The 24,083-nt window shown below is 50.1% G+C and carries 21 protein-coding genes and 1 tRNA gene; 16 read left to right on the top strand and 6 right to left on the bottom strand.

From position 1 onward, the window contains the following. Positions 1-138: 138 nt before the first annotated feature. Entirely contained in the window at positions 139-1,341 is a 1,203-nt protein-coding gene (locus tag UNDKW_RS14690) for an ammonium transporter (protein WP_162059296.1), read from the top strand. Between the two features lie 63 nt (positions 1,342-1,404). On the opposite strand, the gene UNDKW_RS14685 is transcribed toward UNDKW_RS14690, so the two are convergent. Next, positions 1,405-1,974, bottom strand: a complete 570-nt coding sequence (locus UNDKW_RS14685) for an NUDIX hydrolase (protein ID WP_162059295.1) — start codon at positions 1,972-1,974, stop codon at positions 1,405-1,407. Positions 1,975-2,103: 129 nt separating this feature from the next. Between UNDKW_RS14685 and UNDKW_RS14680 the strand changes: the two genes are divergently transcribed. Next, a tRNA-Met gene (locus tag UNDKW_RS14680) sits at positions 2,104-2,180 on the top strand. Between the two features lie 147 nt (positions 2,181-2,327). Here the strand turns inward: UNDKW_RS14680 and UNDKW_RS30965 are convergent. Next, positions 2,328-3,992 (bottom strand): methyl-accepting chemotaxis protein, encoded by a 1,665-nt coding sequence (locus tag UNDKW_RS30965; RefSeq protein ID WP_162059294.1) that lies wholly within the window; start codon positions 3,990-3,992, stop codon positions 2,328-2,330. Positions 3,993-4,363: 371 nt separating this feature from the next. On the opposite strand from UNDKW_RS30965, the gene UNDKW_RS14670 reads away from it, so the two are divergent. Beyond that, entirely contained in the window at positions 4,364-4,753 is a 390-nt protein-coding gene (locus UNDKW_RS14670) for a VOC family protein (protein WP_162059293.1), read from the top strand. Here the strand turns inward: UNDKW_RS14670 and UNDKW_RS14665 are convergent. After that, on the bottom strand, positions 4,750-5,187 hold the full coding sequence (locus UNDKW_RS14665) for a hypothetical protein (RefSeq protein ID WP_162059292.1): 438 nt from the start codon (positions 5,185-5,187) through the stop codon (positions 4,750-4,752). The two genes, UNDKW_RS14670 and UNDKW_RS14665, sit on opposite strands and share 4 nt — an antisense overlap. A gap of 580 nt (positions 5,188-5,767) precedes the next feature. On the opposite strand from UNDKW_RS14665, the gene scpB reads away from it, so the two are divergent. From scpB to UNDKW_RS14600, 13 genes are all read left to right on the top strand, one after another. Beyond that, positions 5,768-6,934 (top strand): SMC-Scp complex subunit ScpB, encoded by a 1,167-nt coding sequence (gene scpB, locus UNDKW_RS14660; protein WP_162059291.1) that lies wholly within the window; start codon positions 5,768-5,770, stop codon positions 6,932-6,934. Then, entirely contained in the window at positions 6,924-8,870 is a 1,947-nt protein-coding gene (locus UNDKW_RS14655) for a pseudouridine synthase (RefSeq protein ID WP_162059290.1), read from the top strand. The genes scpB and UNDKW_RS14655 overlap by 11 nt, the downstream gene beginning before the upstream one ends. A 297-nt stretch (positions 8,871-9,167) precedes the next feature. After that, the gene (rimP, locus tag UNDKW_RS14650; protein WP_162041736.1) at positions 9,168-9,653 is read left to right on the top strand and encodes a ribosome maturation factor RimP; all 486 of its coding nucleotides are present in this window, start codon (positions 9,168-9,170) and stop codon (positions 9,651-9,653) included. After that, positions 9,650-11,209 (top strand): transcription termination factor NusA, encoded by a 1,560-nt coding sequence (gene nusA / locus UNDKW_RS14645; RefSeq protein WP_162041735.1) that lies wholly within the window; start codon positions 9,650-9,652, stop codon positions 11,207-11,209. The genes rimP and nusA overlap by 4 nt, the downstream gene beginning before the upstream one ends. Before the next feature lie 47 nt (positions 11,210-11,256). After that, a complete protein-coding gene (gene infB / locus UNDKW_RS14640; protein ID WP_162059289.1) occupies positions 11,257-14,166 on the top strand; it encodes a translation initiation factor IF-2 in 2,910 nt (969 codons plus the stop codon). Positions 14,167-14,223: 57 nt separating this feature from the next. Beyond that, the gene (gene rbfA / locus UNDKW_RS14635; RefSeq protein ID WP_162059288.1) at positions 14,224-14,613 is read left to right on the top strand and encodes a 30S ribosome-binding factor RbfA; all 390 of its coding nucleotides are present in this window, start codon (positions 14,224-14,226) and stop codon (positions 14,611-14,613) included. Between the two features lie 46 nt (positions 14,614-14,659). Next, entirely contained in the window at positions 14,660-15,592 is a 933-nt protein-coding gene (gene truB / locus UNDKW_RS14630; RefSeq protein ID WP_162059287.1) for a tRNA pseudouridine(55) synthase TruB, read from the top strand. Between the two features lie 123 nt (positions 15,593-15,715). Beyond that, positions 15,716-17,548 (top strand): translational GTPase TypA, encoded by a 1,833-nt coding sequence (gene typA / locus UNDKW_RS14625; RefSeq protein ID WP_162059286.1) that lies wholly within the window; start codon positions 15,716-15,718, stop codon positions 17,546-17,548. A 129-nt stretch (positions 17,549-17,677) separates the two neighbouring features. Next, positions 17,678-18,541 (top strand): DMT family transporter, encoded by an 864-nt coding sequence (locus UNDKW_RS14620; RefSeq protein WP_232063391.1) that lies wholly within the window; start codon positions 17,678-17,680, stop codon positions 18,539-18,541. A gap of 88 nt (positions 18,542-18,629) precedes the next feature. Next, complete coding sequence (gene yegQ / locus UNDKW_RS14615) at positions 18,630-20,018, top strand: tRNA 5-hydroxyuridine modification protein YegQ (RefSeq protein ID WP_174247593.1); 1,389 nt, start codon at positions 18,630-18,632, stop codon at positions 20,016-20,018. Positions 20,019-20,096: 78 nt separating this feature from the next. Beyond that, positions 20,097-20,927, top strand: coding sequence for an amidohydrolase family protein (locus tag UNDKW_RS14610; protein WP_162059284.1), 831 nt, complete (start codon positions 20,097-20,099; stop codon positions 20,925-20,927). 45 nt (positions 20,928-20,972) lie between these two features. Then, on the top strand, positions 20,973-21,281 hold the full coding sequence (locus UNDKW_RS14605; protein ID WP_162059283.1) for a DUF1294 domain-containing protein: 309 nt from the start codon (positions 20,973-20,975) through the stop codon (positions 21,279-21,281). A 165-nt stretch (positions 21,282-21,446) separates the two neighbouring features. Further along, positions 21,447-21,779, top strand: coding sequence for a cupin domain-containing protein (locus UNDKW_RS14600; protein ID WP_232063390.1), 333 nt, complete (start codon positions 21,447-21,449; stop codon positions 21,777-21,779). A 368-nt stretch (positions 21,780-22,147) separates the two neighbouring features. On the opposite strand, the gene UNDKW_RS14595 is transcribed toward UNDKW_RS14600, so the two are convergent. From UNDKW_RS14595 to UNDKW_RS14585, 3 genes are read right to left on the bottom strand one after another with little or no spacing between them, the layout of a single operon-like run. After that, positions 22,148-22,357: a helix-turn-helix domain-containing protein gene (locus tag UNDKW_RS14595; RefSeq protein ID WP_162059282.1), complete on the bottom strand. Its 210-nt coding sequence runs from the start codon at positions 22,355-22,357 to the stop codon at positions 22,148-22,150. Further along, positions 22,357-23,238, bottom strand: a complete 882-nt coding sequence (locus UNDKW_RS30455; protein ID WP_232063389.1) for a dATP/dGTP pyrophosphohydrolase domain-containing protein — start codon at positions 23,236-23,238, stop codon at positions 22,357-22,359. Before UNDKW_RS30455 ends, UNDKW_RS14595 begins: the two co-directional genes overlap by 1 nt. Beyond that, entirely contained in the window at positions 23,238-24,080 is an 843-nt protein-coding gene (locus UNDKW_RS14585; protein ID WP_162059281.1) for an Mtc1 family protein, read from the bottom strand. The genes UNDKW_RS30455 and UNDKW_RS14585 overlap by 1 nt, the downstream gene beginning before the upstream one ends. Positions 24,081-24,083: the final 3 nt, after the last annotated feature.

Here is a 24,083-nt window from a genome sequence, read left to right as displayed (position 1 = left end):
CAAACTTCTGCATTGCATAACCAGGTTTTAAAAATCGCATTAAATCAATCACTTATCGTTTGCACCAAATTGGAATGCATTTTGCTTTATCAGTGCATCTTTAATTCGGATTTGCACATTAATTGGGAGATATTTTGCATGAATGCACAAAATAGCAGCGCTGACGCCTTGTTTATCTTGCTTGGCGCAATCATGATTTTAGCAATGCATGCGGGGTTTGCGTTTTTAGAATTGGGTACTGTGCGCAAGAAAAACCAGGTCAATGCCCTCGTCAAGATACTGGTTGATTTTGCCGTATCGACCATCGCCTACTTTTTTGTCGGTTACACCATTGCTTACGGCGTGCAGTTTTATTCAGGTGCCGAGGTGCTGGTTGCCAAAAACGGCTTTGAAATGGTCAAGTTCTTTTTCTTGCTGACCTTTGCCGCTGCCATACCCGCCATTATCTCAGGCGGCATTGCCGAGCGGGCAAAATTTCACCCTCAGTTGATTGCTACTGCCTTGCTGGTCGGTGTGTTGTATCCTTTCTTTGAAGGCATAGCCTGGAACCAGCGTTTTGGCATGCAGGCATGGCTGAAGGCAATGTTCTCTGAGGAATTTCATGACTTTGCCGGTTCTGTGGTTGTGCATGCCTTTGGTGGCTGGGTCGCCTTGCCTGCCGTGCTGCTACTGGGAGCACGCCGTGGCCGCTATATGAAGAATGGCGCAATCGCAGCTCACCCGCCATCCAGCATCCCTTTCCTGGCGCTGGGCGCCTGGATACTGACGGTGGGCTGGTTTGGCTTCAATGTCATGAGCGCACAAACCCTGGATAAAATGAATGGGCTGGTTGCCATGAATTCACTGATGGCCATGGTGGGTGGCACCCTGGTCGCCTTCATCCTCGGCAAGAATGATCCTGGCTTTGCCTACAATGGTCCCCTGGCTGGCCTGGTGGCGGTGTGCGCGGGTTCTGACCTTATGCATCCTCTCGGAGCGCTGATCACTGGTGGTATGGCAGGTGCGATCTTTGTCTGGATGTTCACCTGGACGCAAAACAAATGGAAAGTCGATGATGTACTCGGTGTCTGGCCCCTGCATGGCCTGTGTGGTGCCTGGGGTGGTATTGCCGCTGGTATCTTTGGCTTAAAGTCTCTGGGTGGTCTTGGTGGCGTCAGCTTGATGTCGCAATTGCTGGGCACCGTCATGGGTGTTGCGATTGCCTTCATCGGTGGCTATATCATCTACGCCAGTCTGAAAAAATTCATAGGCATACGCCTTGATCCTGAAGAGGAATTTGAAGGTGCGGATTTGGCTATCCACAAAATCTCATCAACTGCAGAACGCGAAACCAGTTGGTAATATCGAAAAAAATGGGCAAATTAAAATTTGCCCATTTTTGATATTAGCCTGGCCAATGGTATTTCAGCCATCCCGCATGGGCTTGAAAATATCATGCTCGTGCATGTGAAAGCGCCCGCCGTCCCTGACCTTCGCGAGGTCTTCAAAGAAAAACTTCAGCGTATGGCCTGTGGTGGGAAAGGCGATGTCATCCCAGGGGATTTGCTCTTCAGAGAAGAGTGCTACTTCCAGGCTCTCGACTCCAGCGGCGTAATTCAGATCCAGTAGAGTGGCGCGATAAAACAGGTGGACCTGATGTACATGCGGTACATTCAAGATAGAAAACAGCTCATGCAATTTGATATTAGCACCAGCTTCTTCTTCTGTTTCACGCTGCGCTGCTTGAGCCGTGGTCTCATTATTTTCCATGAAACCGGCAGGCAGGGTCCAAAAGCCCAGACGCGGTTCTATGGCTCGCTTGCATAATAATATCCTGGTGACACCATCTTCTTCCCAAACGGGAATAGCACCCACCACCATCTTCGGGTTTTGATAATGGATAGTGCCGCAAGCTGGGCAGACAAAACGCTCGCGGGTATCATCAACAGGGATTTGCAAGACCACCGGGGACGCGCATTCAGAGCAGAATTTCATGGGTAAAAAAGAGTCAAAATTGGCGAATCCGCAGAGTGTAACATCTGTCTGTAAAAGCGCGGCAAAAGTCCATATTCTATAAAAGAATTGCGCGGAGCAGCAAAATCATGTATAGTTTCATTCTTCAGACGCGGGGTGGAGCAGTCTGGCAGCTCGTCGGGCTCATAACCCGAAGGTCGTAGGTTCAAATCCTGCCCCCGCAACCAAGTATTCAAGCCCTTGACCAGAAATGATCAAGGGCTTTTGCTTTTCTTGCTTGTCACGCACCTGCTGCTTGTGTGATGTGAAACCTGTTTGCCGTAGTCGTGGAATTGTGGCGTAGTTTTGTTGGTGATATTTCTGGTACTCGTGGTCTATTTTTCTCTTGCTGATGCAGACATTGGTAATGCAATGACTGTTGGTGCAAACGCTTGCCTCGCTGCTTTTGGATGTTCGGAAATATTGTGCAGCCTGGCGGCAGTGGTTGGCGTGGTGTTGCTGGTTTTAAATATGCTGACAACGTCAGCTTGTTTTCTTGCCTGATCCTGCAGTGATTCGGCTGCTGCGGCTATTTCTTCGACGAGAGCAGAGTTTTGCTGGGTGGTGTTATCCAGTTCCACAATGGCCCGGTTGATCTGTTCTATGCCTGCCGTCTGTTCTGCGCTGGCAGAGCTGATTTCCGCAATGATATGGGTTACATGCCTGACGCTGTTGACGACTTCCCCCATGGTCAGGCCGGCTTCATCAACAAGCTGGCTTCCTGCATTCACTTTTTCTACAGATGTATCAATCAAGAGCTTGATCTCTTTTGCTGCTGTTGCCGAGCGCTGGGCAAGATTGCGCACTTCTGAAGCAACCACGGCAAATCCCCGGCCTTGCTCTCCGGCGCGCGCCGCTTCGACGGCGGCATTCAGTGCCAGGATGTTGGTCTGGAAGGCGATGCCGTCTATGACGCTGATGATGTCAACAATCTTCCTGGATGATTCACTGATGGAAGACATGGTATCTACCACCCGCGTGACTACATTACCGCCTTTGACGGCGACTTCGGATGCATTTCGTGCGAGCTGATTGGCTTCAAGGGCGTTATCGGAGTTTTGCTTGACTGCGCTGGTGAGCTCCTCCATGGAGGACGCGGTTTCTTCCAGTGCACTTGCCTGTTTTTCAGTGCGGGCGGACAGGTCCTGGTTCCCTGATGCGATTTGTGTGGATGCGGTAGCGACAGTGTCTGTGCCATTGCGTATCTGTTCGACGATGTCTATCAGGTTCTTGTTCATCAAAGCCAGCGCGCGCAGCAGTGAGCCCATTTCATCTTTGCCGGTGACATCAATGTCACTGGTCAAATCGCCGCTGGCAACGGTCTTGGCGATTTTTACTGCACTGTTAATGGGGGTGACTATGCGTCGTGTAATTGACCAGGCGATAAGGCAACTGACGATGGCGGCAAGTATGCCAGTGACTATCATTAGCTGAGTGGCTGATTCTGCTGTTGTCCTGGTTTCTATGGCTGACTCGGCCATTAATCCCTCTTGAAACTTGATCAGTGACTCCATGGCTTCCAGGTAACTGAGTTGTTTGGGGCGAACTTCTTTGAATAGAAAATCTTTTGCCTCGTCTTTGCTGCCGTCTGTCACGAGCTGTATCATTTTGTCTCTGATGGGAATATATTGCGTGCGCTGTTCTATGGTAAGCCTGAGCAACTCCTTGGCTTTTGGGCTGCGTATAGTGGTCGATAGCTTGTCGAGTTCGACGGTAATCGTCTGAGAGGATTTTTGTACGCTGTCGATTTCTTTTTTTATTTCAGCTTCATCACTCATGAGCAAGATATTGCGCAAATTCCTGGCTTGCAGATTCAGGTTTTTGATGGCGTCGTTGAGTGCATATATTTTTTGATAGCGGTCATTGACGGTCAGGTTGATTTCGCTGTTGAGCAAAGTCAGACGTGAGGTGCCTATAAGTACAACAGCAATCAGCATCAAGATAACTATGCCAAAACCTGAATACAGGCGCTGGCTGATTTTGAGATTTGCAATAAACATTTTTTGTCCCCTGAAAGGCTGTGCTGCTGGTCGGATGCGATTGACAATGAGCGGCGGCTAAAGCGAGTCGTTCCTGAAGGCAGTACTGCAAAAAAAGATGTTGCAAGTTTCTGGCAATTGTTTCCGGGGGATCCGGGTTTCTTGCCTAAGTTGCCAGGCGTGAATGAGCTTGCTTTATTTGCATTGAATTGCATTTTACGCATCGTCTTTGCTTGAAGTCCACGTGAAAAATCAAAGTGTATGTTTTATGCAAAAAATGCAATTTATTGTGAATTCAACCAAATTTTGCATGTTTTTTGAATTCTGTAAAAATAAGTAAAATACAAGATGCTGTCACAAAACCTGAGCCCGGCCTGGCAAGGAAAAATGCCATGAGTATTGAACTTGATCGCACTATCGTTCCTTCGCACAACAAGCTGGGTTCGGCAAAGTTGCTGGCTGACCTGCTTGGTGTGCCCTGGACACCGACGGCTCTGGGGCCGTTTGCTCCAGTATTTGTGAGTGAGGTTTTGATACTGGATTTTATCCAGACTGACGAAGACTTCCCTGTTTATCATTTTTGTTTTCGTGTCAGCCCGCAAAAGTTTGATGAAATACTGGGGTGTATCAAGCTGGCAGGCATCACCTATCGCAGCTCCGTGCGCTGGCCTGTGGATATGGAGATTAATACTGATTATGGCGGCAGCATGATTTACTGGAATCAGCCAGATGGTCATCAATGGAAAATGTTGATGGTGAGTTATGCGCGCCAGTCAGATTAAGCTTTGATTGTGAAAGAAAAGCGATATTCTTCAAAAAAACGGAATGCGGCGTCGCTGACCTCGGCCAGATTGACTTCGATGTCATCGATTAGTGTTGCTGCATCATTTTGTTCATGTGCCCATGCATCAAGACAATCCACATTGGCGCCTTGCTGTATCAGCATGCGTATGCTTGCTGCAATTTGATGTGTTGCTTCAATAGTGTCGTGATCTTCTTGAAACCATTCTTCCGGTTCGCCAAATCCTAGCTCTATGCTGTCGCCAGATAAATGCCTGAAGTTGCAACTGCATCCGGCATTTGAGGCGAGGAACCATTTATTCTCGAAGCGTAGATATTTTTCTTCTGGAATGCCGGGTAGTTTTTTTACGAATTGAATGAGCTCATTGTTGGCAAGAGATAGGTCGTAGTCGGAACTGGTGCTTAAGATGGTCATGAAACACATAGTTTGTCATAAGTTTGATTGAAGATCGCATGGTATTTTTCCATAAAATCTTATTCGGTGTTGTTGATATAAATATAATTTAATCTTTGTTTTACTTGAGTCGCATGCAATCTGTCCAGATTTTTCCGTGCAAACTTCCCAAATGCATGCTAACCTCGCGCCCTTGCAATGGTATGCAGGATGTTGTTGGAAGGCTTGTGGTTGGCTTTCCGGATTGGGTGCAGAAGTGGGTATCTATGCGGAAATTCGCTTGATTTCCCCGCTTGCCGACGGAAATAATGAGTAAAGCCACGTATCAGCGTGGCTTTTTTATTGTTTGTTGACGATATTTTTTGATCGTGTGTGAATTTCTGGACTACAATCCAGTGTCTACTAATTTTAGGGATTGTGCGCTGCTAAGTTCTTTGCGCGCTCCATGCAGTCCCAGCCGCCCGCATAAGGGGCGTTGCTGCCAGGTTGGTGGCAACAAATTTAATACAAAACTGATGTGAACAATAGCGAAATGGTAACTGAGTATCAGTTGCCGTGTTGCGTGACATCAACTAAATAAACCCGTGTACTTTAATATTGCATGAATACTGCTGAGGCAAAACGAGTCCTCGAAACAGCCTTGTTATGCGCGCCAGAGCCGCTGACAGTCAATACGATGAAAAAGCTGTTCCAGGATGCGGATGATCAAGGTGATGTGGTCGGCGCAGATACTATCAAATTGATGCTGGAAGGCTTGCGTCAGGACTGGTCCGACAAGGGCATAGAACTGGTGGCTTTATCGACAGGCTGGCGCTTTCAAAGTAAACCGGAAATGCGCGCCTATATAGACAGGCTGAACCCGGAAAAGCCACCAAAGTATTCAAGAGCAACGCTGGAAACACTGGCGATTATTGCTTATCGCCAGCCAGTGACGCGTGGTGATATAGAAGAAATACGTGGCGTGACCGTGGCTTCGCAGATGATCAAGACACTGGAAGACCGTGGCTGGATAGAAACTATAGGCCACAGGGATGTGCCAGGTCGCCCATCCTTGTTCGCCACTACCAAGCAGTTCCTGGATGACCTGGGCCTGTCTTCATTGGATCAGTTGCCGCCTTTGCAGCAAGTAAAGAGGGATGCAGAAGAAGAGGCTGCGCCCGAGTTGGCAGCGCTGGATGGCGGCATGTTTGCCGCTGTTGATGCAGATGCGGCAGAGGTTGAGCCTGTGGCTGAAGATGTGCCTTTGGCAGAGCAAACTGAGGATGTGGATGTGCCTGGTGAAGATGCTTCTGATGCTGTGCAGGAGTCGGCTGATGCTGCAGAGGTGCTTGCAGAAGAATCGGGGCCATTGGTGCAGGTGACACCTGATGTGCAACAGCAGATTGAAACCTTACAGAATGCAGAAGTTGAATCCGAGCAAGAGTCGCATGAGCAGGATGAGATTAGCGTTGAGTCAGGTGTGGCGATCGATCACGCCTCAGATGCATTGCCTGCAACTGATGTGGCAGTGGAAATTGTCGCTGAAGAGCGCGTTGAAGCTGCAAGCGACGCAGAAAATGTAGCAATTTCAGAAGAGATAGTAAAAGAAATTACTGAAGATATAGCCGAACAAGTAATCGAAGAAATAAGTGAGGTTGGGGGAGATTCTCAACCTGTCACGCAATTGAGTGATCAGGTAGCCGATACTGCGGCACCGGATAGTGTATCGGGCGCTGCAGCGAGTCAGTTGCCTTCAATAGAACTGAAGAATGAATCCAATGAATCCTGAAGATGTAAATGCTGACCAAGCTGATGGTGCGGGCCCAAATGACAATGGCCCGGCTGCTGGTGATGACGCAAAACCGGCAAAGCGCGGTGTGCGTACTCCACGTACTAGTGTAAGCCGATCCAAGCCTAAGCAAGCGAATGCAGAGCAATCAGCAGGGGCTGCAGAGGCGGCAATAGCAACTGTAGTAGTGACAACATCAGCCGATGATGTCGCTGAAGCGCCAGTTAAAAAAGCGCGTGCCCCGCGCGCGCCGCGTATTCCTAAAGAACCTGGAGCAGCGCCACGCGCCAGCCGTGCCAAAGCCAAGCTTGCGGAAGTTGTCGAAGAGCATGCAGCAGTCGCGCCTGAAGCTCCTGTAGTTGCCGAGCCGGATGTGCGTACTGAGCAAATAGCCGAGCGTAGTGAACGTCCACCACGCAGCGAACGTCCGCCCCGCACAGAGCGTGCGCCAAGGACAGATCGCGAAGAACGGACAGTGCGCAGTGAGAAAACTGAAAACGGCGAAAAAACTGAACGTCCAGTCCGCGCTGATCGCGGAGAGCGCACCGACAGGTCCGAGCGTTCAGATCGTGGCGAACGCAGTGAGCGTAATGAACGCGGTGACCGCAGTGATCGTGGTCCGCGTCAAAATGCTGGACAGGCAGGTGCCAATAAATCCAAACGTCCGCAACAGCAGGCTCGCGGTGGTCGCCCTGGTGCAGGCAATAATGCCGATGACGTGTTTTCTTTTGTTACTTCCGAGGCATTTGATTCTGGTGTTGCCGATGATGTCAAAGGCAAGGGCCGTGGCAAGCCAGTGCGCCGTGATCTGACTGCAGATGATGATGCACCTAAATTGCATAAAGTATTGGCTGAGGCTGGCCTGGGTTCGCGCCGCGACATGGAAGAGCTGATCGTTGCTGGCCGTGTCTCCGTGAATGGTGAGCCAGCTCATATTGGTCAAAGAATTTTGCCTACTGATCAGGTGCGTATCAATGGCAAGCCCATCATGCGTAAAGTCAGTAAAAAGCCGCCGCGCGTGCTGATTTATCACAAGCCTGCTGGCGAGATCGTCAGTACCAATGATCCTGAGGGGCGTGCATCCGTGTTTGAGAGCTTGCCAACCATGAAAGTAGGAAAGTGGCTGGCGGTTGGTCGTCTCGATTACAACACTGAAGGTTTGTTGCTGTTCACCACATCCGGTGATCTGGCCAACCGTCTGATGCACCCACGTTATGGTATTGAGCGTGAATATGCCGTGCGTACCCTCGGTGAGCTGGAAGAGGGTATGCGTCAGCGCCTGTTGGCTGGTGTTGAGCTCGAGGATGGTCTGGCGCAATTCTCCAAAATCACTGACGGTGGTGGTGAGGGTGTCAATAAATGGTATCGCGTCATCATTGGTGAAGGCCGTAACCGTGAAGTGCGTCGTATGTTTGAGGCGGTAGGTTTGACGGTTTCACGTCTGATCCGTACCCGTTATGGTGCCATGACCTTGCCCGCCAACCTCAAGCGTGGTCGTTGGGAGGAGCTGGAAGAAGATGCGGTCCGTGCCCTGTTGAAGTTGAGTGGTCTGGAAAAGGCTGGTAGTGACAAGCCTGCCACGCCAGGCAAAGGCGGCAAGCCATTTGGTAACAAGGCTCCAGGTTTTGGTAATGGTCCTTTTACCCAGAAGCAAGTTGGTTTTCCCATGTCCAGCGGTCGTGGCGACCGTGCTGAATACGGTGCGGGCCGTGGCGGTAACGCCAATGGCAACGGGTACGGCAATAAAGCCGCCGGCAATGCTGGCAATAATGCCAACAACGCCAATGGTAAAAAACGTAGCCGTCAGCCAGATCCCTTGCAGACAGCATTGGGTTTTCCTGACGCAGGCCAGCAGCGTCGCGGCCCGACTGCCCGCGGTAGCGGTCAGGCCATCGGTCAGGGTATTGCAGCGCGCAGGCGCTCACGTGGCGCATAATGTTTTTCGGTTGTTTTACACGTTTTGCAGTGGTGCGACGTGTTGAAATTACCTCGTTTTCCATTGCGACGAGGTAATTTATCGTTTATAATCTTGTAGTTAGCAGATTTTGCCTTTATTTGAACCTAAATCAGGGCGCTACAAAAAAAGATGGGCAGTTGCCCATTTTTTTTTGGTTTTAGCGATTGATATCGTGTTGAGTAAGTTGCGGTGCAACGCTCAATAGTCCGGATCGCCAGGCCTGTAGCGGGTTTCGCCCGGTTTGCAAATTGTCAGTGTGTTTCTCGGAGAATAAGTTTGGCTTTGTTGGATTTGATAGAAAAAACCGTCAACGGTACCGGATATGATCTGGTGGATTTTGAGCAGGCCGAGCGCGGCTTGTTCAGGGTTTATATTGATTTTTTACCGGAAGACCTCGAGCGCGGCAATATCACGGTGGAAGACTGCGAAAAAGTCAGTCACCAGTTATCGCATGTGCTGACGGTGGAAAATGTCAATTACAGTCGCCTGGAGACTTCTTCTCCCGGTCTCGACAGGCCGCTCAAGAAAATCGCTGATTACGTGCGTTTTGCTGGTGAGAAAGCCAATGTGAAATTGCGCATGCCCATGCCGGGCACGCCAAATCGCAAGACTTTTGAAGGTATCTTGCATGAGCCTGAAGGTGAAAATCTGAAGCTGGAATTTGAAGTAAAAGATGGGTCGGCCATGCTGGAGTTTACGCTCGCCGATGTGGATAAGGCACGCCTTGTGCCGCAAGTGGATTTTAGGAGTCGCAAAGCATGAGTCGTGATTTGTTGTTATTGGTGGATGTGCTGGCGCGTGAAAAGAACGTCGATGAAGAGGTTGTTTTCGGATCGCTGGAGCATGCTTTGGCGCAAGCGACAAAAAAACGTTTTCCCGGTGAAGTCGATATTCGCGTAGAAATCGACCGCGATACTGGTGAATTCAGGTCTTTCCGCCGCTGGCACGTGGTGCCGGATGAGGCAGGTCTGCAATTGCCAGATCAGGAAATCCTGCATTTTGAAGCAGTGGAAGACGATCCTGAAATTCAGGTTGATGATTACATCGAAGAAGAAATTGAATCGGTCGATTTTGGCCGTCGTTTTGCACAAGATACCAAGCAAGTCGTCTTGCAACGTATCCGTGATGCAGAGCGTGAACAGATCCTGGCTGACTTCCTGGAGCGTGGTGATTCCCTGGTAACAGGTACCATCAAGCGTATGGAGCGCGGCGAAGCCGTGGTTGAATCTGGCAAGATTGAAGCCCGTCTGCCACGTGATCAGATGATCCCCAAAGAAAATCTGCGTGTTGGTGATCGTGTTCGTGCCTATATTTTGCGCATAGACCGTAATGCACGTGGTCCGCAAGTTATCTTGTCGCGTACGGCGCCAGAATTCATCATGAAGTTGTTCGAGCTGGAAGTGCCGGAAATCGAGCAAGGTTCCTTGGTGATCAAGTCTGCTGCACGTGATCCTGGTGTGCGTGCAAAAATTGCTGTGTACACCGCCGACAAACGTATTGATCCTATCGGCACTTGCGTTGGTATGCGTGGTTCACGCGTGCAGGCAGTGACTGGCGAACTGGGTGGTGAGCGTGTTGATATCGTGCTGTGGTCTGAAGACCCGGCGCAATTCGTGATTGGCGCACTGGCACCAGCCAATGTTTCATCCATCATGGTGGATGAAGAAAAGCACGGCATGGACGTGGTCGTTGATGAAGAAAACCTGGCAATCGCAATTGGCCGCAGTGGCCAAAACGTTCGCCTGGCCGCTGAATTGACCGGCTGGCAAATCAACATCATGACGGCAGAAGAGTCTGCGAATAAGGCCGAGCAAGAGACTGCCGGTATCCGCAGCCTGTTCATGGAAAAACTTGATGTAGATCAGGAAGTCGCCGACATCCTGGTAGATGAAGGTTTCTCCAGCCTGGAAGAAATCGCTTACGTACCGATCAGCGAAATGCTGGAAATTGAAGCTTTCGATGAAGACACTGTTAATGAGTTGCGTAACCGCGCTCGTGACGCTTTGTTGACAGAGGCAATTGCTTCTGAAGAAGGTCTCGAAGGTATGGAAGATGAATTAATCAACCTCGAAGGTATGACCCGCGTAACTGCAGGCAAGCTGGGTTTGGCTGGTATCAAGACCCTGGCGGCTTTCGCTGGATTGGCTTATGACGAATTTGGCGCGATTTTGGCATTATCTGCAGACCGTGCACGTCAATTAATTAAAGATGCATTTGAAGATGTGACCGATGATGAGATGAAACTCATCGACGCTAAATATGATGATCAGGCCAAGGCATTGTTAGCCAAAGCCTGGAAACTCGTAGAAGCTAAGTAATTCACGGGTTTCAATCTCATAACGCGCACATAGAAAAAGAGGACTGAATGGCGAGTAACAACGTAGCCCAATTTGCCACCGAGCTAAAGATGTCAGCAGATTTGCTGCTCACGCAATTGCGTGCGGCGGGCGTCAGTAAGAGCTCGACGTCAGATTCGCTGACAAAGGAAGACAAAGATAAATTGCTGGAGCATCTGCGTCGTTCCCATGGCGTTTCTGCGGACACCGAAAAGAAAAAAATCACCTTGACTCGTAAGGAAACGACCGAGATCAAGCAAGCCGATGCGACTGGGAAGTCTCGTACCATTCAGGTTGAAGTTCGTAAAAAACGTACTTTCGTCAAGCGTGACGATGCTCCCGCAGATGAAGCGCAGACAACTGCACCTGTAGTAGATGCTGCTGAGCAGGCTCGCCTTGACGAAGAGGCGCGTCGCGAAGCTGAGCTGATCGCGCGTCAGGAGGCTGAATTGCTGGAGAAGCAGGAACGACTGGCCAAGCTCGAAGCAGAAAAAGAAGCCCAGGCGCAAGCCATGCGTGAAGCTGAGCTGGCTGAGGCTGCCAAGGCAGAAGCTGAACGCGTCAAGGCTGAGCAGGCTGCTGCTGCCGCCAAGGCGCTTAATGCGAGTGCTAACGCCAAGCCTGCAGATGCCAAGCCTGCCGAGGTAAAACCTGTGCCGGTCGCTCAAACTGCTCAAGCTGCTGCTGACGAAGATAAAAAACGTCTCGAAGCAGAAGAAGCGAAGAAAAAAGCCGCCGCTGACGCGAAAGAAGCAACTGAGCGTGCTGCTGCTACTGAAAAAGCCAGGAAAGCTGTGGCTGATGAAGTTGCGCAAATCAAAGAAATGATGAACGCGGCACGTCGCCCTGCCAAAGCTGCGGAACCTGCTCCTGTAGCGGCTCCCAAGGTTGCTGAAGGTACTTTGCACAAGCCTGCTGATAAAAAAGTGGCTGAGAAAAAACCTGGTGCAGCAGTCGAGAAAAAAGACGAGAAAAAACCAGCTGTTGGCGACAAGAAGGCAATCAAATCTGCCAATGTGTCATCAACCTGGCAAGAAGACGCTGCCAAAAAACGTGGCGGCGGTCTGAAAACACGTGGTGATACTTCTGGTGGCCGTGATGGCTGGAAGGGCGGTCCTAAAGGTCGCCGCAACAGTCATCATGATGACCGTGAATCCAACTTCCAGGCGCCGGTTGAAGCCATCGTCAAAGATGTATTCGTACCAGAAACCCTGACGGTTGCAGAGCTGGCGCATAAAATGTCGGTCAAGGCATCAGAAGTCATCAAGCATTTGATGAAACTGGGTCAGATGTGCACGATCAACCAGGTGCTGGATCAGGAAACGGCAATGATCCTGGTCGAAGAAATGGGCCATAAAGCCTTTGCTGCCAAACTGGATGATCCGGAAGCGATGTTGACGGATGCCACAGAGCACGGCGAATATGAATCCTTCCCGCGCGCACCTGTGGTCACTGTCATGGGTCACGTTGATCATGGTAAGACATCCTTGCTGGATTACATCCGTCGCGCCAAAGTCGCATCTGGCGAGGCCGGTGGTATTACCCAGCATATTGGTGCCTACCACGTAGAAACACCGCGTGGCATGATCACTTTCCTTGATACGCCAGGCCATGAAGCGTTTACCGCGATGCGTGCCCGTGGTGCCAAGGCGACGGATATTGTTATTCTGGTCGTGGCAGCAGACGATGGCGTCATGCCGCAAACCAAAGAGGCGATTGCCCATGCTAAAGCAGCTGGTGTGCCTCTGGTAGTTGCTATCAATAAAATTGATAAACCAGGTGGTAATGCAGACCGCGTGACCCAGGAATTGATCGCTGAGAGCGTCGTGCCTGAAGAATACGGTGGCGATTCACCTTTCGTGCAAGTGTCGGCAAAAACTGGTCTGGGTATAGATTCCCTGCTGGAAAACGTTTTGTTGCAAGCTGAAGTGCTGGAACTGAAAGCGCCGATAGATGCACCTGCCAAAGGTCTGGTCGTGGAAGCGCGTCTGGATAAAGGTCGCGGTACTGTTGCCACTATCCTGGTGCAGTCCGGTACCTTGAAGCGTGGTGACGTGGTACTGGCTGGTTCCTCTTATGGCCGTGTCCGTGCGATGCTGGATGAAAATGGTGCGAATATTTCAGAGGCTGGTCCGTCCATCCCGGTAGAGATTCAAGGCCTGACCGAAGTGCCGTCCGCTGGTGAAGAAGTCATGGTCATGGCAGATGAGCGCAAAGCGCGTGAAATCGCCTTGTTCCGTCAAGGTAAGTTCCGTGACGTCAAACTGGCGAAGCAGCAAGCGGCCAAGCTCGAAAACATGTTCGAAAACATGGGCGAAGGCGAAGTCAAGAACCTGCCTATTATCGTCAAGACCGACGTGCAGGGTTCGCAAGAAGCGCTGGTGCAATCCCTGGTCAAATTGTCGACCAGCGAAGTGCGTGTACAAGTCGTGCATGCAGCTGTGGGTGGTATTTCCGAATCCGACGTCAATCTGGCGGTCGCTTCCAAAGCGGTCATCATTGGCTTCAACACCCGTGCTGATGCGTCTGCCCGTAAATTGGCAGAGTCCAACGGCGTTGACATCCGCTACTACAACATCATTTATGATGCAGTAGATGAAGTGAAAGCAGCCCTGTCCGGCATGTTGGCCCCAGAGAAGCGCGAACAGATCATAGGTATGGTCGAGATTCGCCAGGTTTTCGTGGTCAGCAAAGTTGGCGCGATTGCCGGCTGTCTGGTTACCGATGGCATGGTCAAGCGTACCTCTTCTGTTCGTTTGCTGCGCAACAACGTGGTTACCTGGACAGGCGAGCTGGATTCGCTCAAGCGTTACAAGGACGATGCCAAAGAAGTCAAAGCCGGTCTGGAATGCGGTCTTTCACTGAAAGGCTACAACGAGATTCAGGTTGGCGATCAGCTTGAAATATTTGAAGTACAAGAGATAGCACGTACTCTGTAACTCAAGATAACCCCGGACTAGTTCCGGGGTTGTGGTTTATGGAGATGTAAGAAAATTATGGCAAAACATAGCAAAAATATTCCTGGTCGGGGCCTGCGTGTAGCAGACCAGATTCAAAAAGACCTGGCAGAAATCATCTGGTCTGAACTGAAAGACCCGCGTGTAGGTATGATCACGCTGACTGAAGTACAGTTGACTCCCGATTACGCCCATGCAAAAGTGTATTTCACTACCCTGGTAGATGATCCTGTGGCCGTCAAGAATACTGTTGAGGCCCTGGTCAAGGCAGCTGGCTTCCTGCGCAATCAACTGGGTTTGCGTCTGCGCATCCATACTTTGCCGCAACTGCATTTTGTGCACGACACATCCACCATTCGCGGCATGGCCATGTCGAAGCTGATAGATGAAGCCAATGCCATCCGCGCCAAAGACGATGGCGAAGAATAAATCCTGAACGATACATTGCGCAGCCTGGTAACGGGCTGCTGACAACATGACGACTCCGCAGATTAAAAGAAAGCGTGTGCCTGTGCACGGTGTATTGCTATTGGATAAGCCGGTTGGTTTTTCCAGTAATGACGCCCTGATCAAGGCCAAGCGTTTTTTGAATGCCGCCAAAGCGGGACATACCGGCACGCTCGATCCGTTTGCTACCGGCTTGCTACCTCTGTGCTTTGGTGAAGCTACCAAGTTTTCCCAGGATTTACTCGAAGCGGACAAGACCTACACTACGGTGGTACACCTTGGCGTCACGACGATAACCGGGGACACAGAAGGTGAAGTGCTGGAAGAAAAGCCGGTAGCGGTCAGCATTGAGCAAATCCTGCATGCTTTACAGCAATTCACTGGCCCGATACAGCAAGTGCCGCCCATGTATTCAGCGCTCAAACGTGATGGCAAACCTTTGTATGAGTACGCACGCGCTGGTATCACGCTGGAACGTGAAGCGCGCAGTGTCACCATTCATGAACTGGAGTTGCTGGCTTACGAAGCGCCTTTCTTGAGCCTCAAGGTTAAATGCAGTAAGGGTACTTATGTGCGGGTGCTGGGTGAGGACATCGGTGCAATGCTGGGTTGCGGCGCACATCTGAAGGAATTGCGCCGTATCGGTGTGGGGCATCTGGTATTGGAGAAATCCATTACTCTGGAGCATCTCGAAAGCTTGCCAGAACCAGAGCGTCTGGCATTGCTTGCCCCGGTTGATGCCTTGTTGTCCAGCTTTGATCCTGTTTACCTCACAGGTGAACTGTCGCGCCGCTTCCTGCACGGCCAGCGGCTGGCATTAAATAAAGAAGAAGTCACACTGCCCATTGAAACTGGCCGCGTTCGCGTCTATCGTGAATCAGATGGGCAGTTGCTGGGTTCTGCCCAGTTGCAGGAATACGGCATACTCGCGCCCGAGCGCCTGATTGCCACTGAACATTAATTGTGTCATCGCGCGGTAGCAACTCCTTGAAATAATAGGAGTTTTTCTACTTTTGCGCTGCAACATGTTATAATCGCAGGTTATCCGATTTACCTCATAGAATTACCCAATAAGAACGCTATCATGTCTACTTCAAAACGCGCTATTCGTAACATCGCCATTATCGCTCACGTCGATCACGGCAAAACCACTCTGGTTGACCAGTTATTGCGTCAGTCCGGTACTTTCCGCGACAACCAGCAGGTTGATGCCCGTGTTATGGATTCGAATGATATCGAAAAAGAGCGCGGTATCACTATTTTGTCCAAGAACTGTGCTGTTGAATACAAAGGCACACACATCAACATCGTCGATACACCGGGCCATGCTGACTTTGGTGGTGAAGTAGAACGTGTTCTGTCCATGGTAGATAGCGTTTTGTTGCTGGTTGATGCGCAAGAAGGCCCAATGCCGCAAACACGTTTCGTGACGCGTAAAGCGCTGGCTCTGGGTTTGAAACCTATCGTTGTCGTTAACAAGATCGACCGTGAAAACGCTGATCCACAAAAAGCAGTTAATGCGACTTTTGAACTGTTTGACAAACTCGGCGCAACTGACGAGCAACTCGATTTCCCTATCGTGTATGCATCCGGCTTCAAGGGCTATGCTGGCCTGGAAGACACTGTGCGCGATGGCAATATGGAACCATTGTTTGACGCTATCCTGAAACACGTTCCTGCGCGTGAAGATGATCCAGATGGTCCTCTGCAATTGCAGATCACCTCCCTGGAATATTCTTCCTACGTCGGTAAAATCGGCGTTGGCCGTATCCTGCGTGGTCGTGTAAAAGGTTTGCAAGATGTGGTCTGGATGAATGGCCCTGATGACAAGCCAACCAAGGCACGTATCAATCAGGTATTGACTTTCAAAGGCCTGGACCGCGTTCTGGTTGATGAGGCACTGGCAGGTGACATCGTCCTGATCAATGGTATCGAAGAAATCGGTATCGGCTCCACCATCTGCGCACCGGACACGCCAGAAGGCTTGCCGATGTTGAAGATTGATGAACCAACTCTGACCATGAACTTCATGGTTAACAGCTCTCCACTGGCTGGTCGCGAAGGTAAATTCGTGACGACACGTCAAATCCGTGACCGTCTGGAACGTGAATTGAAATCCAATATGGCTTTGCGCGTTGTGCAGGCTGAAGGCGATGATTCCACGTACGAAGTTTCTGGTCGCGGTGAGTTGCATCTGACTATCCTGATCGAAAACATGCGTCGTGAAGGCTTTGAGCTGGCGGTATCCCGTCCACGCGTGGTCTTTAAAATGGTGGATGGCGAACGCCACGAACCTTATGAAAACCTGACAGTAGACGTAGAAGAAGTCAACCAGGGTGGCGTCATGGAAGAACTCGGTCGTCGTCGTGGTGACCTGCAAAACATGGAACCGGACGGCAAAGGTCGTGTCCGTCTGGAATACCGTATTCCTGCACGTGGTCTGATCGGCTTCCAGGGCGAATTCATGACACTGACACGCGGTACAGGCTTGATGAGCCACGTGTTTGATGAGTACGCACCAGTCGACAATTCCAAAGGTGAACTCGGTGGCCGTCGCAATGGCGTACTGATCTCGCAAGATGATGGTGCCGCAGTTGCTTACGCTATCTGGAAATTGCAAGACCGTGGTCGTATGTTCGTCAGCCACAATGACCCAGTGTATGAAGGTATGATCATCGGTATCCATTCCCGTGACAATGACCTGGTTGTGAACCCGATCAAGGGCAAGCAATTGACCAACGTTCGCTCTTCCGGTACGGATGAAGCGGTACGCCTGGTGCCACCTATCCAGTTGAGCCTGGAATACGCGGTTGAGTTTATTGATGATGATGAACTGGTAGAAGTTACACCAAAGAGCATTCGTCTGCGCAAGCGTTTCCTGAAAGAGCACGAACGTAAAAAAGCATCACGCGAATAACGTGATCTGCTCTGACTAATGCGGCGGCTAGTGTTCTAGTACTGCCGCATGAAAATCAACCCGTTTTGCTCTAGCCAGTCTGGTCAGGGTCAAACGGGTTTTTTTATTTGGACCCATATGCAAAATAAAATGTCTCACCGCAAAGCGGTGATGCTGATGATTTGTGCTGCTACTTTGTGGAGTATTGCCGGTGTATTTACCCGTCACCTCGAAGTGGCACGTAATTTTGAAGTTACTTTTTGGCGCAGTTTTTTTGCCGCAGTTTTTATTGCAGGCGTCATGCTCAGACAATACAAATGGGCCTTCATACCGCGCCTTAAATTATTGGGCAAGATAGGCTTTTTGTCTGGTTGTATGTGGGCCACCATGTATAGCTGCTTCATGATTGCCCTGACCATGACCACGGTCGCCAATACCTCCATCATGGAAAGCCTGACACCCTTGTTCACTGCCTTCCTGGCATGGATGATATTGCGCCAGCATATACCCGCGCGTACCTGGTGGGCAATTGCCGCCGCAGGTGTGGGTATGTGCTGGATGTTTGCTGGCAGTTTGACCGAGGTGGATAGCCGCGGCCTGGCAGGTATGCTGATCGCGCTGGGTATCCCGTTTGCATCTTCTATCAACGTCATCATCCTGAAAAAAGGCGGGCATGCCGTAGATCTGGTGCCTGCGGTGTTTGTTGGCGGCAGTTTGTCGGCATTGATCATGTTGCCATTGGCCTGGCCATTCCATACCTCCATGCACGACATTGCCATTCTGGCGATTTTGGGATTTTTTCAGTTAGGTTTGCCTTGTATGCTGATGGTCAAGGCATCCAATAGCCTGTCTGCGCCAGAGATCGCCTTACTGTCCTTGCTTGAAGTTTTGCTGGCGCCGATCTGGGCCTGGCTGGGGGCAGGTGAGGTGCCCGCGCAATCGAGCATGATAGGTGGGGCTATTGTGTTGACTGCGCTGGTTTTCAATGAATTGACTGACATGCGCCGGGATTGATCTGCATCAAATTCTGTAAAAGTAAATTTTGAGCTGACAGGGCAGGGGCTTATCATCGCAGACATTTTTCTTTTCGGATTCCCCTGCCATGTCTGTCGCCTCAGTAAAAAACGCAATAAAATCCCCGGAACTTCTCCTGCCCGCCGGTTCGCTGGAAAAAATGCATGCCGCTTTCGACTTTGGTGCCGATGCAGTGTATGCAGGCCAGCCACGCTATAGCCTGCGTGCCCGCAATAATGAATTCTCTACCCTCGATGTATTGCAGCAGGGCATAGATGGTGCTCATGCGCGTGGCAAATTGTTTTTCGTCGCCAGCAATATCTTCCCGCACAATAGCAAACTCAAAACCTATCTGCGCGACATGGAGCCAGTCATCAACATGAAGCCGGATGCACTCATCATGGCCGACCCCGGCCTGATCATGATGGTGCGTGAAAAATGGCCAGAAGTGCCTGTACATCTGTCAGTACAGGCCAATGCCGTCAACTGGGCCGATGTCAAATTCTGGAAAAAGATGGGCCTGACCCGCGTGATCCTGTCGCGTGAATTGTCGCTCGATGAAATAGAGGAAATACGCCAGCAATGCCCGGATATGGAGCTGGAAGTTTTCGTGCACGGCGCTCTGTGCATAGCTTACTCAGGGCGTTGCCTGTTGTCTGGCTATTTCAATCATCGCGACCCCAACCAGGGTACCTGTACCAATTCCTGCCGCTGGGACTATAAGGTCGAAAATGCGGCAGAAAATGAAACTGGTGATCTGGCACGCATCCCGGTTGAAAGTATCAAATTCAATTACCAGCAGGCGCTGGAAGAAGCCAATCAATCTTTTTCTGCCATGGGCGACATGCCACGCCATCCATTGGCGGATCGTCCTTACCTGATAGAGGAGAGTGGTAAACCAGGTCAGTTCATGCCCATACTTGAAGATGAGCATGGTACCTACATCATGAATTCAAAAGACTTGCGCGCTGTTGAGCATGTAGAGCGTCTGGCAAAAATTGGCATCGATTCATTGAAGGTCGAAGGGCGCACCAAGTCCTTGTACTATGTTGCCCGCACCGCCCAAACCTACAGGCGTGCGATAGATGATGCTGTCGCTGGTCGTCCGTTTAACACTGACTTGCTGGGTCAGTTGAATGGACTCGCCAATCGCGGCTATACCGATGGTTTTTATCAGCGCCATCATACACAAGAGCACCAAAATTACATGGAGGGCGTGTCGAAGGCGCACCGCAGCCAGTATGTGGGGCAAGTCTTGCAAGTGACAGATGGCTGGGCAGAAGTCGAAGTTAAAAACCGCTTTGCTGTTGGCGATGAGATAGAAATCATTTCACCAAATGGCAATGAAATGATCAGGCTGGCCGAGATGCGTAATACCGATAATCAGCCACTGAACATCATAGGCGGGGCAGGGCATAAGGTACGTATTCCGCTGGATGCCAGGCATGAAAAAGCCTTGATTGCCAGGATGTTGTAATCAGAGCGTTGACGCTTGTTTCATAGCGTGTATTCTTGCTTCAAAAGAGGTATCAAATTTGGCAAAGGGAGCATGGCTATGAAAAGACTACTACAGGGTTTCTTATTGACCTGCTCCCTGGTCATGATTTCGGCTATTGCATCAGCAGCAGAACCTTTGCCCATATTTGATGCCCACATGCATTACAACATCGAGGCGCGCAATACCTGGTCACCACAACGCGTCATCGCCTTGTGGCGACAGCTTGGTATACGGGCCGTATTGGCAACCAGTCGCCCGAATGATGGCACGCTGGATTTGATTGCGCAAAATGCACCTGATATCAAGATCGTCCCTTTCTTGCGTCCTTACAGAGTACAGCCTGACAGGCATGACTGGTTTGCCAATCCCGATATAGAACGCTTTGTAGAAAAAGAACTGCAGCGCGGTATTTATCGTGGCATAGGTGAATTCCATATCTTCGGCAAGGATGCTGATGCACCTTATATGGCAAAAATTGCCAGGCTGGCCAAGGCCCGTGATTTGTGGTTGCATGCCCATTCCGATGAGGATGCAATAGAGCGTATTTTGCAGCACGCACCCGGCGTCAAGCTGATCTGGGCACATATCGGCATGAGTACTTCACCGGATAAAGTCGAAGCCGTGTTTGCGCAATATCCCAATCTGGTTGGTGAGCTGTCTTTCCGTTCTGATCTTGAGCAAAACGCTAGTCTTAATCCGCAATGGAAACGCCTGTTTTTGCGCTACCCCGACAGGTTCGTGCTTGGCACCGATACCTGGGTCACATCACGCTGGGATGAAGTGCCGCAATTGATCGCCTTTTATCGCCGCATGCTCAGTGAGTTGCCAGCAGATGTGGCAGAGCGCATCGCCTATAAGAATGGACTGGCGATGTTTGGTCTGCAATAATCCGGCATCTTCCATTTTCCTTGCCTGGCGCGGTTTTTCAAACAAATGACAGAAGCATTTTCTGTGTTGCACGACGTTCATAAACTACTGTGGGCTGGTGTTGGCGTTCTTTATGTCGTCATGAGTCTCATTGTATTTTTCATGTATGGCTTCGATAAAATGGCGGCACGCAAGAGTGCTTCAAGAATCTCTGAGCGCACTTTATTATTATGTGGCCTTGCTTGCGGCTGGCCGGGTGCCATGTTGGCGCAAAAAATATTTCACCACAAAACCATCAAATCTTCTTTCAGGTTGGCGTTTGTTGCGACTGTCATCGTTAATTGCCTCGCACTCTGCATACTTTTTTTCTTGTAATGAGCTTCATTGAATTTATTGATGTAGTATTGCCTAATTGGTAATGTGAATTTTCTTCTCTCGAAGGCGGATAGCCTGTTTCTTGCGGAAGAACCATATTCTTTAAGGAGGCTAAGCATGAAGATAGAGTCCTAGAAAACTTATGTTGCACTGGCTGCAGATGGCTTGGCCACCGTTTTGACTGAAGGGCCGGCATTCTGGAGCTTGCCTGAGTCGGATATTGAAGCTTTCGGAAAACACTGGTTGATCAGTGAGTTCAGTTGCGATTCAGACTGGCCCAGCTGGGAAATGCATCCACAGGCAGACGAATTCGTCTATTTACTATCTGGTCTCGCTGATTTTCTTATAGAGGTCGACGATGCGGTTCAGCATATACACATGAAGGCAGGGGAGGCTGTACTGGTGGCCAAGGGGCGTTGGCATACAGCAAAAATCTTTGCACCCAGCCGCATGCTGTTCATGACGCGGCGAAGGGACTCAGCACAGGCGTGCGCTTAAAGCGTGATAAGAATTTGGTGAAAGTTTCATAGAAGTTTGAATAATAGCCTGATTTCTTTGCTGCTGAGCTAATTGATAGAGTCCAGGATAGCTATTCCTGTTGTCGTGAGTTTGAGCTCCAGTTAAAGGCGATTTTCCAATGGCAAGGTACAATACGGTATCGTAAATTGCTGTCTTGTTTTATTGTGAATACAAAAGCACTACCCTCACGCCGCGTATCCGTGGCCCCGATGCTGGATTGGACTGAATAAGGTACTTTTCTCCTATGAAAGTCTCTCCGTAATCCGTAATTTCTCCGTAATGAGTTTTAGCTTGAGACGAAAAAAAAGCCGCGATTTGCGGCTTTTTGATTGATAAGGTTGGTGGTTTTAGGCTGCTGTTTCGCGTACTTTATCGAGGTATTTTGCAACATCGCGTATGTCTGCCCGTAGTGGTTTTCCTGACATTGGGACAGGGAACGTGCCGTTTGATCGTTGGACATAAGCGGTGTTAGTACCGACGCCAACGACCTGGCAGACTTCTTCAAGACTTAAAACCGGCTTGTTATAGATCGCCAGTAACATGAACTCGGCATTCATTAATTTGCCTCCTTAGTATGCTCAATTGCTTTGTCTGGGTCAGCCGAGCGCCAGTTCGGCCAGGTGCGTTGCTCGTTCCTGCTGAGCTTTTGCGTCAATGCTTCTCCAATCTGTTCGGGCGTTGCTCCAGTTCGCCAAGCACCGTCCAAGGCAAGCAGAATCAAGTCTGTCCACTCGGTGATATCTCTCGGCGCTGCCTCTATCTCAATCAGTTCCTTGATGATGTGGTCAATCACCATGCTGGTGCGCAGGCCGGGTCCAAAAGTGTTTTCAGAAAATGCTTTCTGGCGGTTTAGATGCTGTACAAAGTTAAAGCTGTTTGCATTGATTTCTGCTTTAGCGGTGCGCAACTTCAAGACTAACTCACGAGTTGTACATACCATTGCGTCAATGTGGTGGCGCTTGTTGCGGATAGTGCCATCGAAGGCAGCAAGCTCTCGCTGCCAGGCATTTGCGTACATGTCGGCATCAGCATTGGCATTCTTGACCTGTATCTCTAAATCGCGCATGGCTGATTTCTGTTGCTTCAAGTCGGCTTCTTTTTGATGCAGTTGCTTTAAAATTCGTTCCAGTTCTGTGCCGGTCTGATCGTCTGATAATGCCCAGTAATGCCTGGCTGGAATGCCGACAGAGCTATCGCCAGAATCTGAATAAAAATAAAAATGACAAAGTGGTACATCGCCTTCCAGTCCATCAAGATCGGAGTCTTCATGGACAAAAAGCGTGTGAGGTCCATTCCTTGCGGCATCAAGCCCGCTTTCAAACGCGAACTCTTTTGCATCGTGTAACTCTTCCTTTAACAGGGCAATTAGAGCATTTTTTTCATGCAGTTCTTTACCTGCAATCCACCACTTAAGGTGACGTAGAATCCATTGCTTCATTATTTTGCTCCTTTCGGGAAAGGCCAGGAAGTGTTGGGGCTTATTACTGGGTGTTCCTTATCCTGGTTATCTGGCTCTGCATCGGATTCAGGGCTTTGTACTGCTTCAGGTTGTTTCGCCTTTGGCCTGGCCCCTCTGATTTTTGTGGTTTTGGGTGCATCATCTACCGTTGTGATTGTTTGCACCTTGCTGGCCTGGTTGGGTTCCTGGGCTGTAGCTGCTTTCGCTGGCCTGACGCGCTTTGCCGGTTTTTGTACAGGCTCTGGCTCTTGTTCAGGCTCGACAGGTTTCTCCAGTTCTGCGCGTACCTGGGCTGGATCAATGCCTTCAGCCCTGGCTATTGCTTCAACAGTCATGAAGCTATCGTCACCGTCACCGATTGTTTGAATACCCCATTGATCAACTAGCAGGGAATCTGACAAGACTAAGTCCACCAGTACGAGCTGGACTACATCAAGGGGCGCGTTATCGATGAATTCAAAAGCACTTTCACGGGTGTAGTTGTCCATAAACGGGTAGATGCCGGGCAGTTCTTTAAAGACGTCATCGTTCAATTCGTAGTCGTTGGCGTCAGTCAGCATTTGCTTTACGAATGCGCGAAGAGACTGCAGGCTGAAGCCATTGAAGCCGCGCTGGCGGACACGTTTGTACAATTCCACACGGTAGCGGGTTTCTTTAGTTGCGCGTTCTTTGAGTTCGTCTTCTTTCCTGAGTTTTTCCAGGTAAGCATCGTTATTTTTTTGAGTGAGTACTGTGCCATTGCCGGAAGTGACTGTACGAGGTGTGGCAATGCTTGTTTCGTCTGCACTTGGTTTTGAAGCGATTTCTTCAAGGGTAAACACTTC

The organism is Undibacterium sp. KW1, from assembly GCF_009937955.1.
GTDB lineage: Bacteria > Pseudomonadota > Gammaproteobacteria > Burkholderiales > Burkholderiaceae_D > Undibacterium.
The sequence above is the reverse complement of the archived record's forward strand: the minus strand, read 5'-3'. Positions and strand labels throughout refer to the sequence as shown.

Excerpts from the sequence above, each read along its gene's own strand:
- UNDKW_RS30965 (WP_162059294.1), bottom strand. The coding sequence starts at position 3,992 with ATGTTTATTGCAAATCTCAAAATCAGCCAGCGCCTGTATTCAGGTTTT.
- UNDKW_RS30455 (WP_232063389.1), bottom strand. The coding sequence starts at position 23,238 with ATGAAGCAATGGATTCTACGTCACCTTAAGTGGTGGATTGCAGGTAAA.
- yegQ (WP_174247593.1), top strand. The coding sequence starts at position 18,630 with ATGTCTGTCGCCTCAGTAAAAAACGCAATAAAATCCCCGGAACTTCTC.
- typA (WP_162059286.1), top strand. The coding sequence starts at position 15,716 with ATGTCTACTTCAAAACGCGCTATTCGTAACATCGCCATTATCGCTCAC.
- UNDKW_RS14620 (WP_232063391.1), top strand. The coding sequence starts at position 17,678 with ATGTCTCACCGCAAAGCGGTGATGCTGATGATTTGTGCTGCTACTTTG.
- infB (WP_162059289.1), top strand. The coding sequence starts at position 11,257 with ATGGCGAGTAACAACGTAGCCCAATTTGCCACCGAGCTAAAGATGTCA.
- UNDKW_RS14670 (WP_162059293.1), top strand. The coding sequence starts at position 4,364 with ATGAGTATTGAACTTGATCGCACTATCGTTCCTTCGCACAACAAGCTG.
- UNDKW_RS14690 (WP_162059296.1), top strand. The coding sequence starts at position 139 with ATGAATGCACAAAATAGCAGCGCTGACGCCTTGTTTATCTTGCTTGGC.
- UNDKW_RS14665 (WP_162059292.1), bottom strand. The coding sequence starts at position 5,187 with ATGACCATCTTAAGCACCAGTTCCGACTACGACCTATCTCTTGCCAAC.
- UNDKW_RS14605 (WP_162059283.1), top strand. The coding sequence starts at position 20,973 with ATGACAGAAGCATTTTCTGTGTTGCACGACGTTCATAAACTACTGTGG.
- scpB (WP_162059291.1), top strand. The coding sequence starts at position 5,768 with ATGAATACTGCTGAGGCAAAACGAGTCCTCGAAACAGCCTTGTTATGC.
- UNDKW_RS14655 (WP_162059290.1), top strand. The coding sequence starts at position 6,924 with ATGAATCCTGAAGATGTAAATGCTGACCAAGCTGATGGTGCGGGCCCA.
- truB (WP_162059287.1), top strand. The coding sequence starts at position 14,660 with ATGACGACTCCGCAGATTAAAAGAAAGCGTGTGCCTGTGCACGGTGTA.
- rbfA (WP_162059288.1), top strand. The coding sequence starts at position 14,224 with ATGGCAAAACATAGCAAAAATATTCCTGGTCGGGGCCTGCGTGTAGCA.
- UNDKW_RS14610 (WP_162059284.1), top strand. The coding sequence starts at position 20,097 with ATGAAAAGACTACTACAGGGTTTCTTATTGACCTGCTCCCTGGTCATG.
- UNDKW_RS14595 (WP_162059282.1), bottom strand. The coding sequence starts at position 22,357 with ATGAATGCCGAGTTCATGTTACTGGCGATCTATAACAAGCCGGTTTTA.
- nusA (WP_162041735.1), top strand. The coding sequence starts at position 9,650 with ATGAGTCGTGATTTGTTGTTATTGGTGGATGTGCTGGCGCGTGAAAAG.
- UNDKW_RS14685 (WP_162059295.1), bottom strand. The coding sequence starts at position 1,974 with ATGAAATTCTGCTCTGAATGCGCGTCCCCGGTGGTCTTGCAAATCCCT.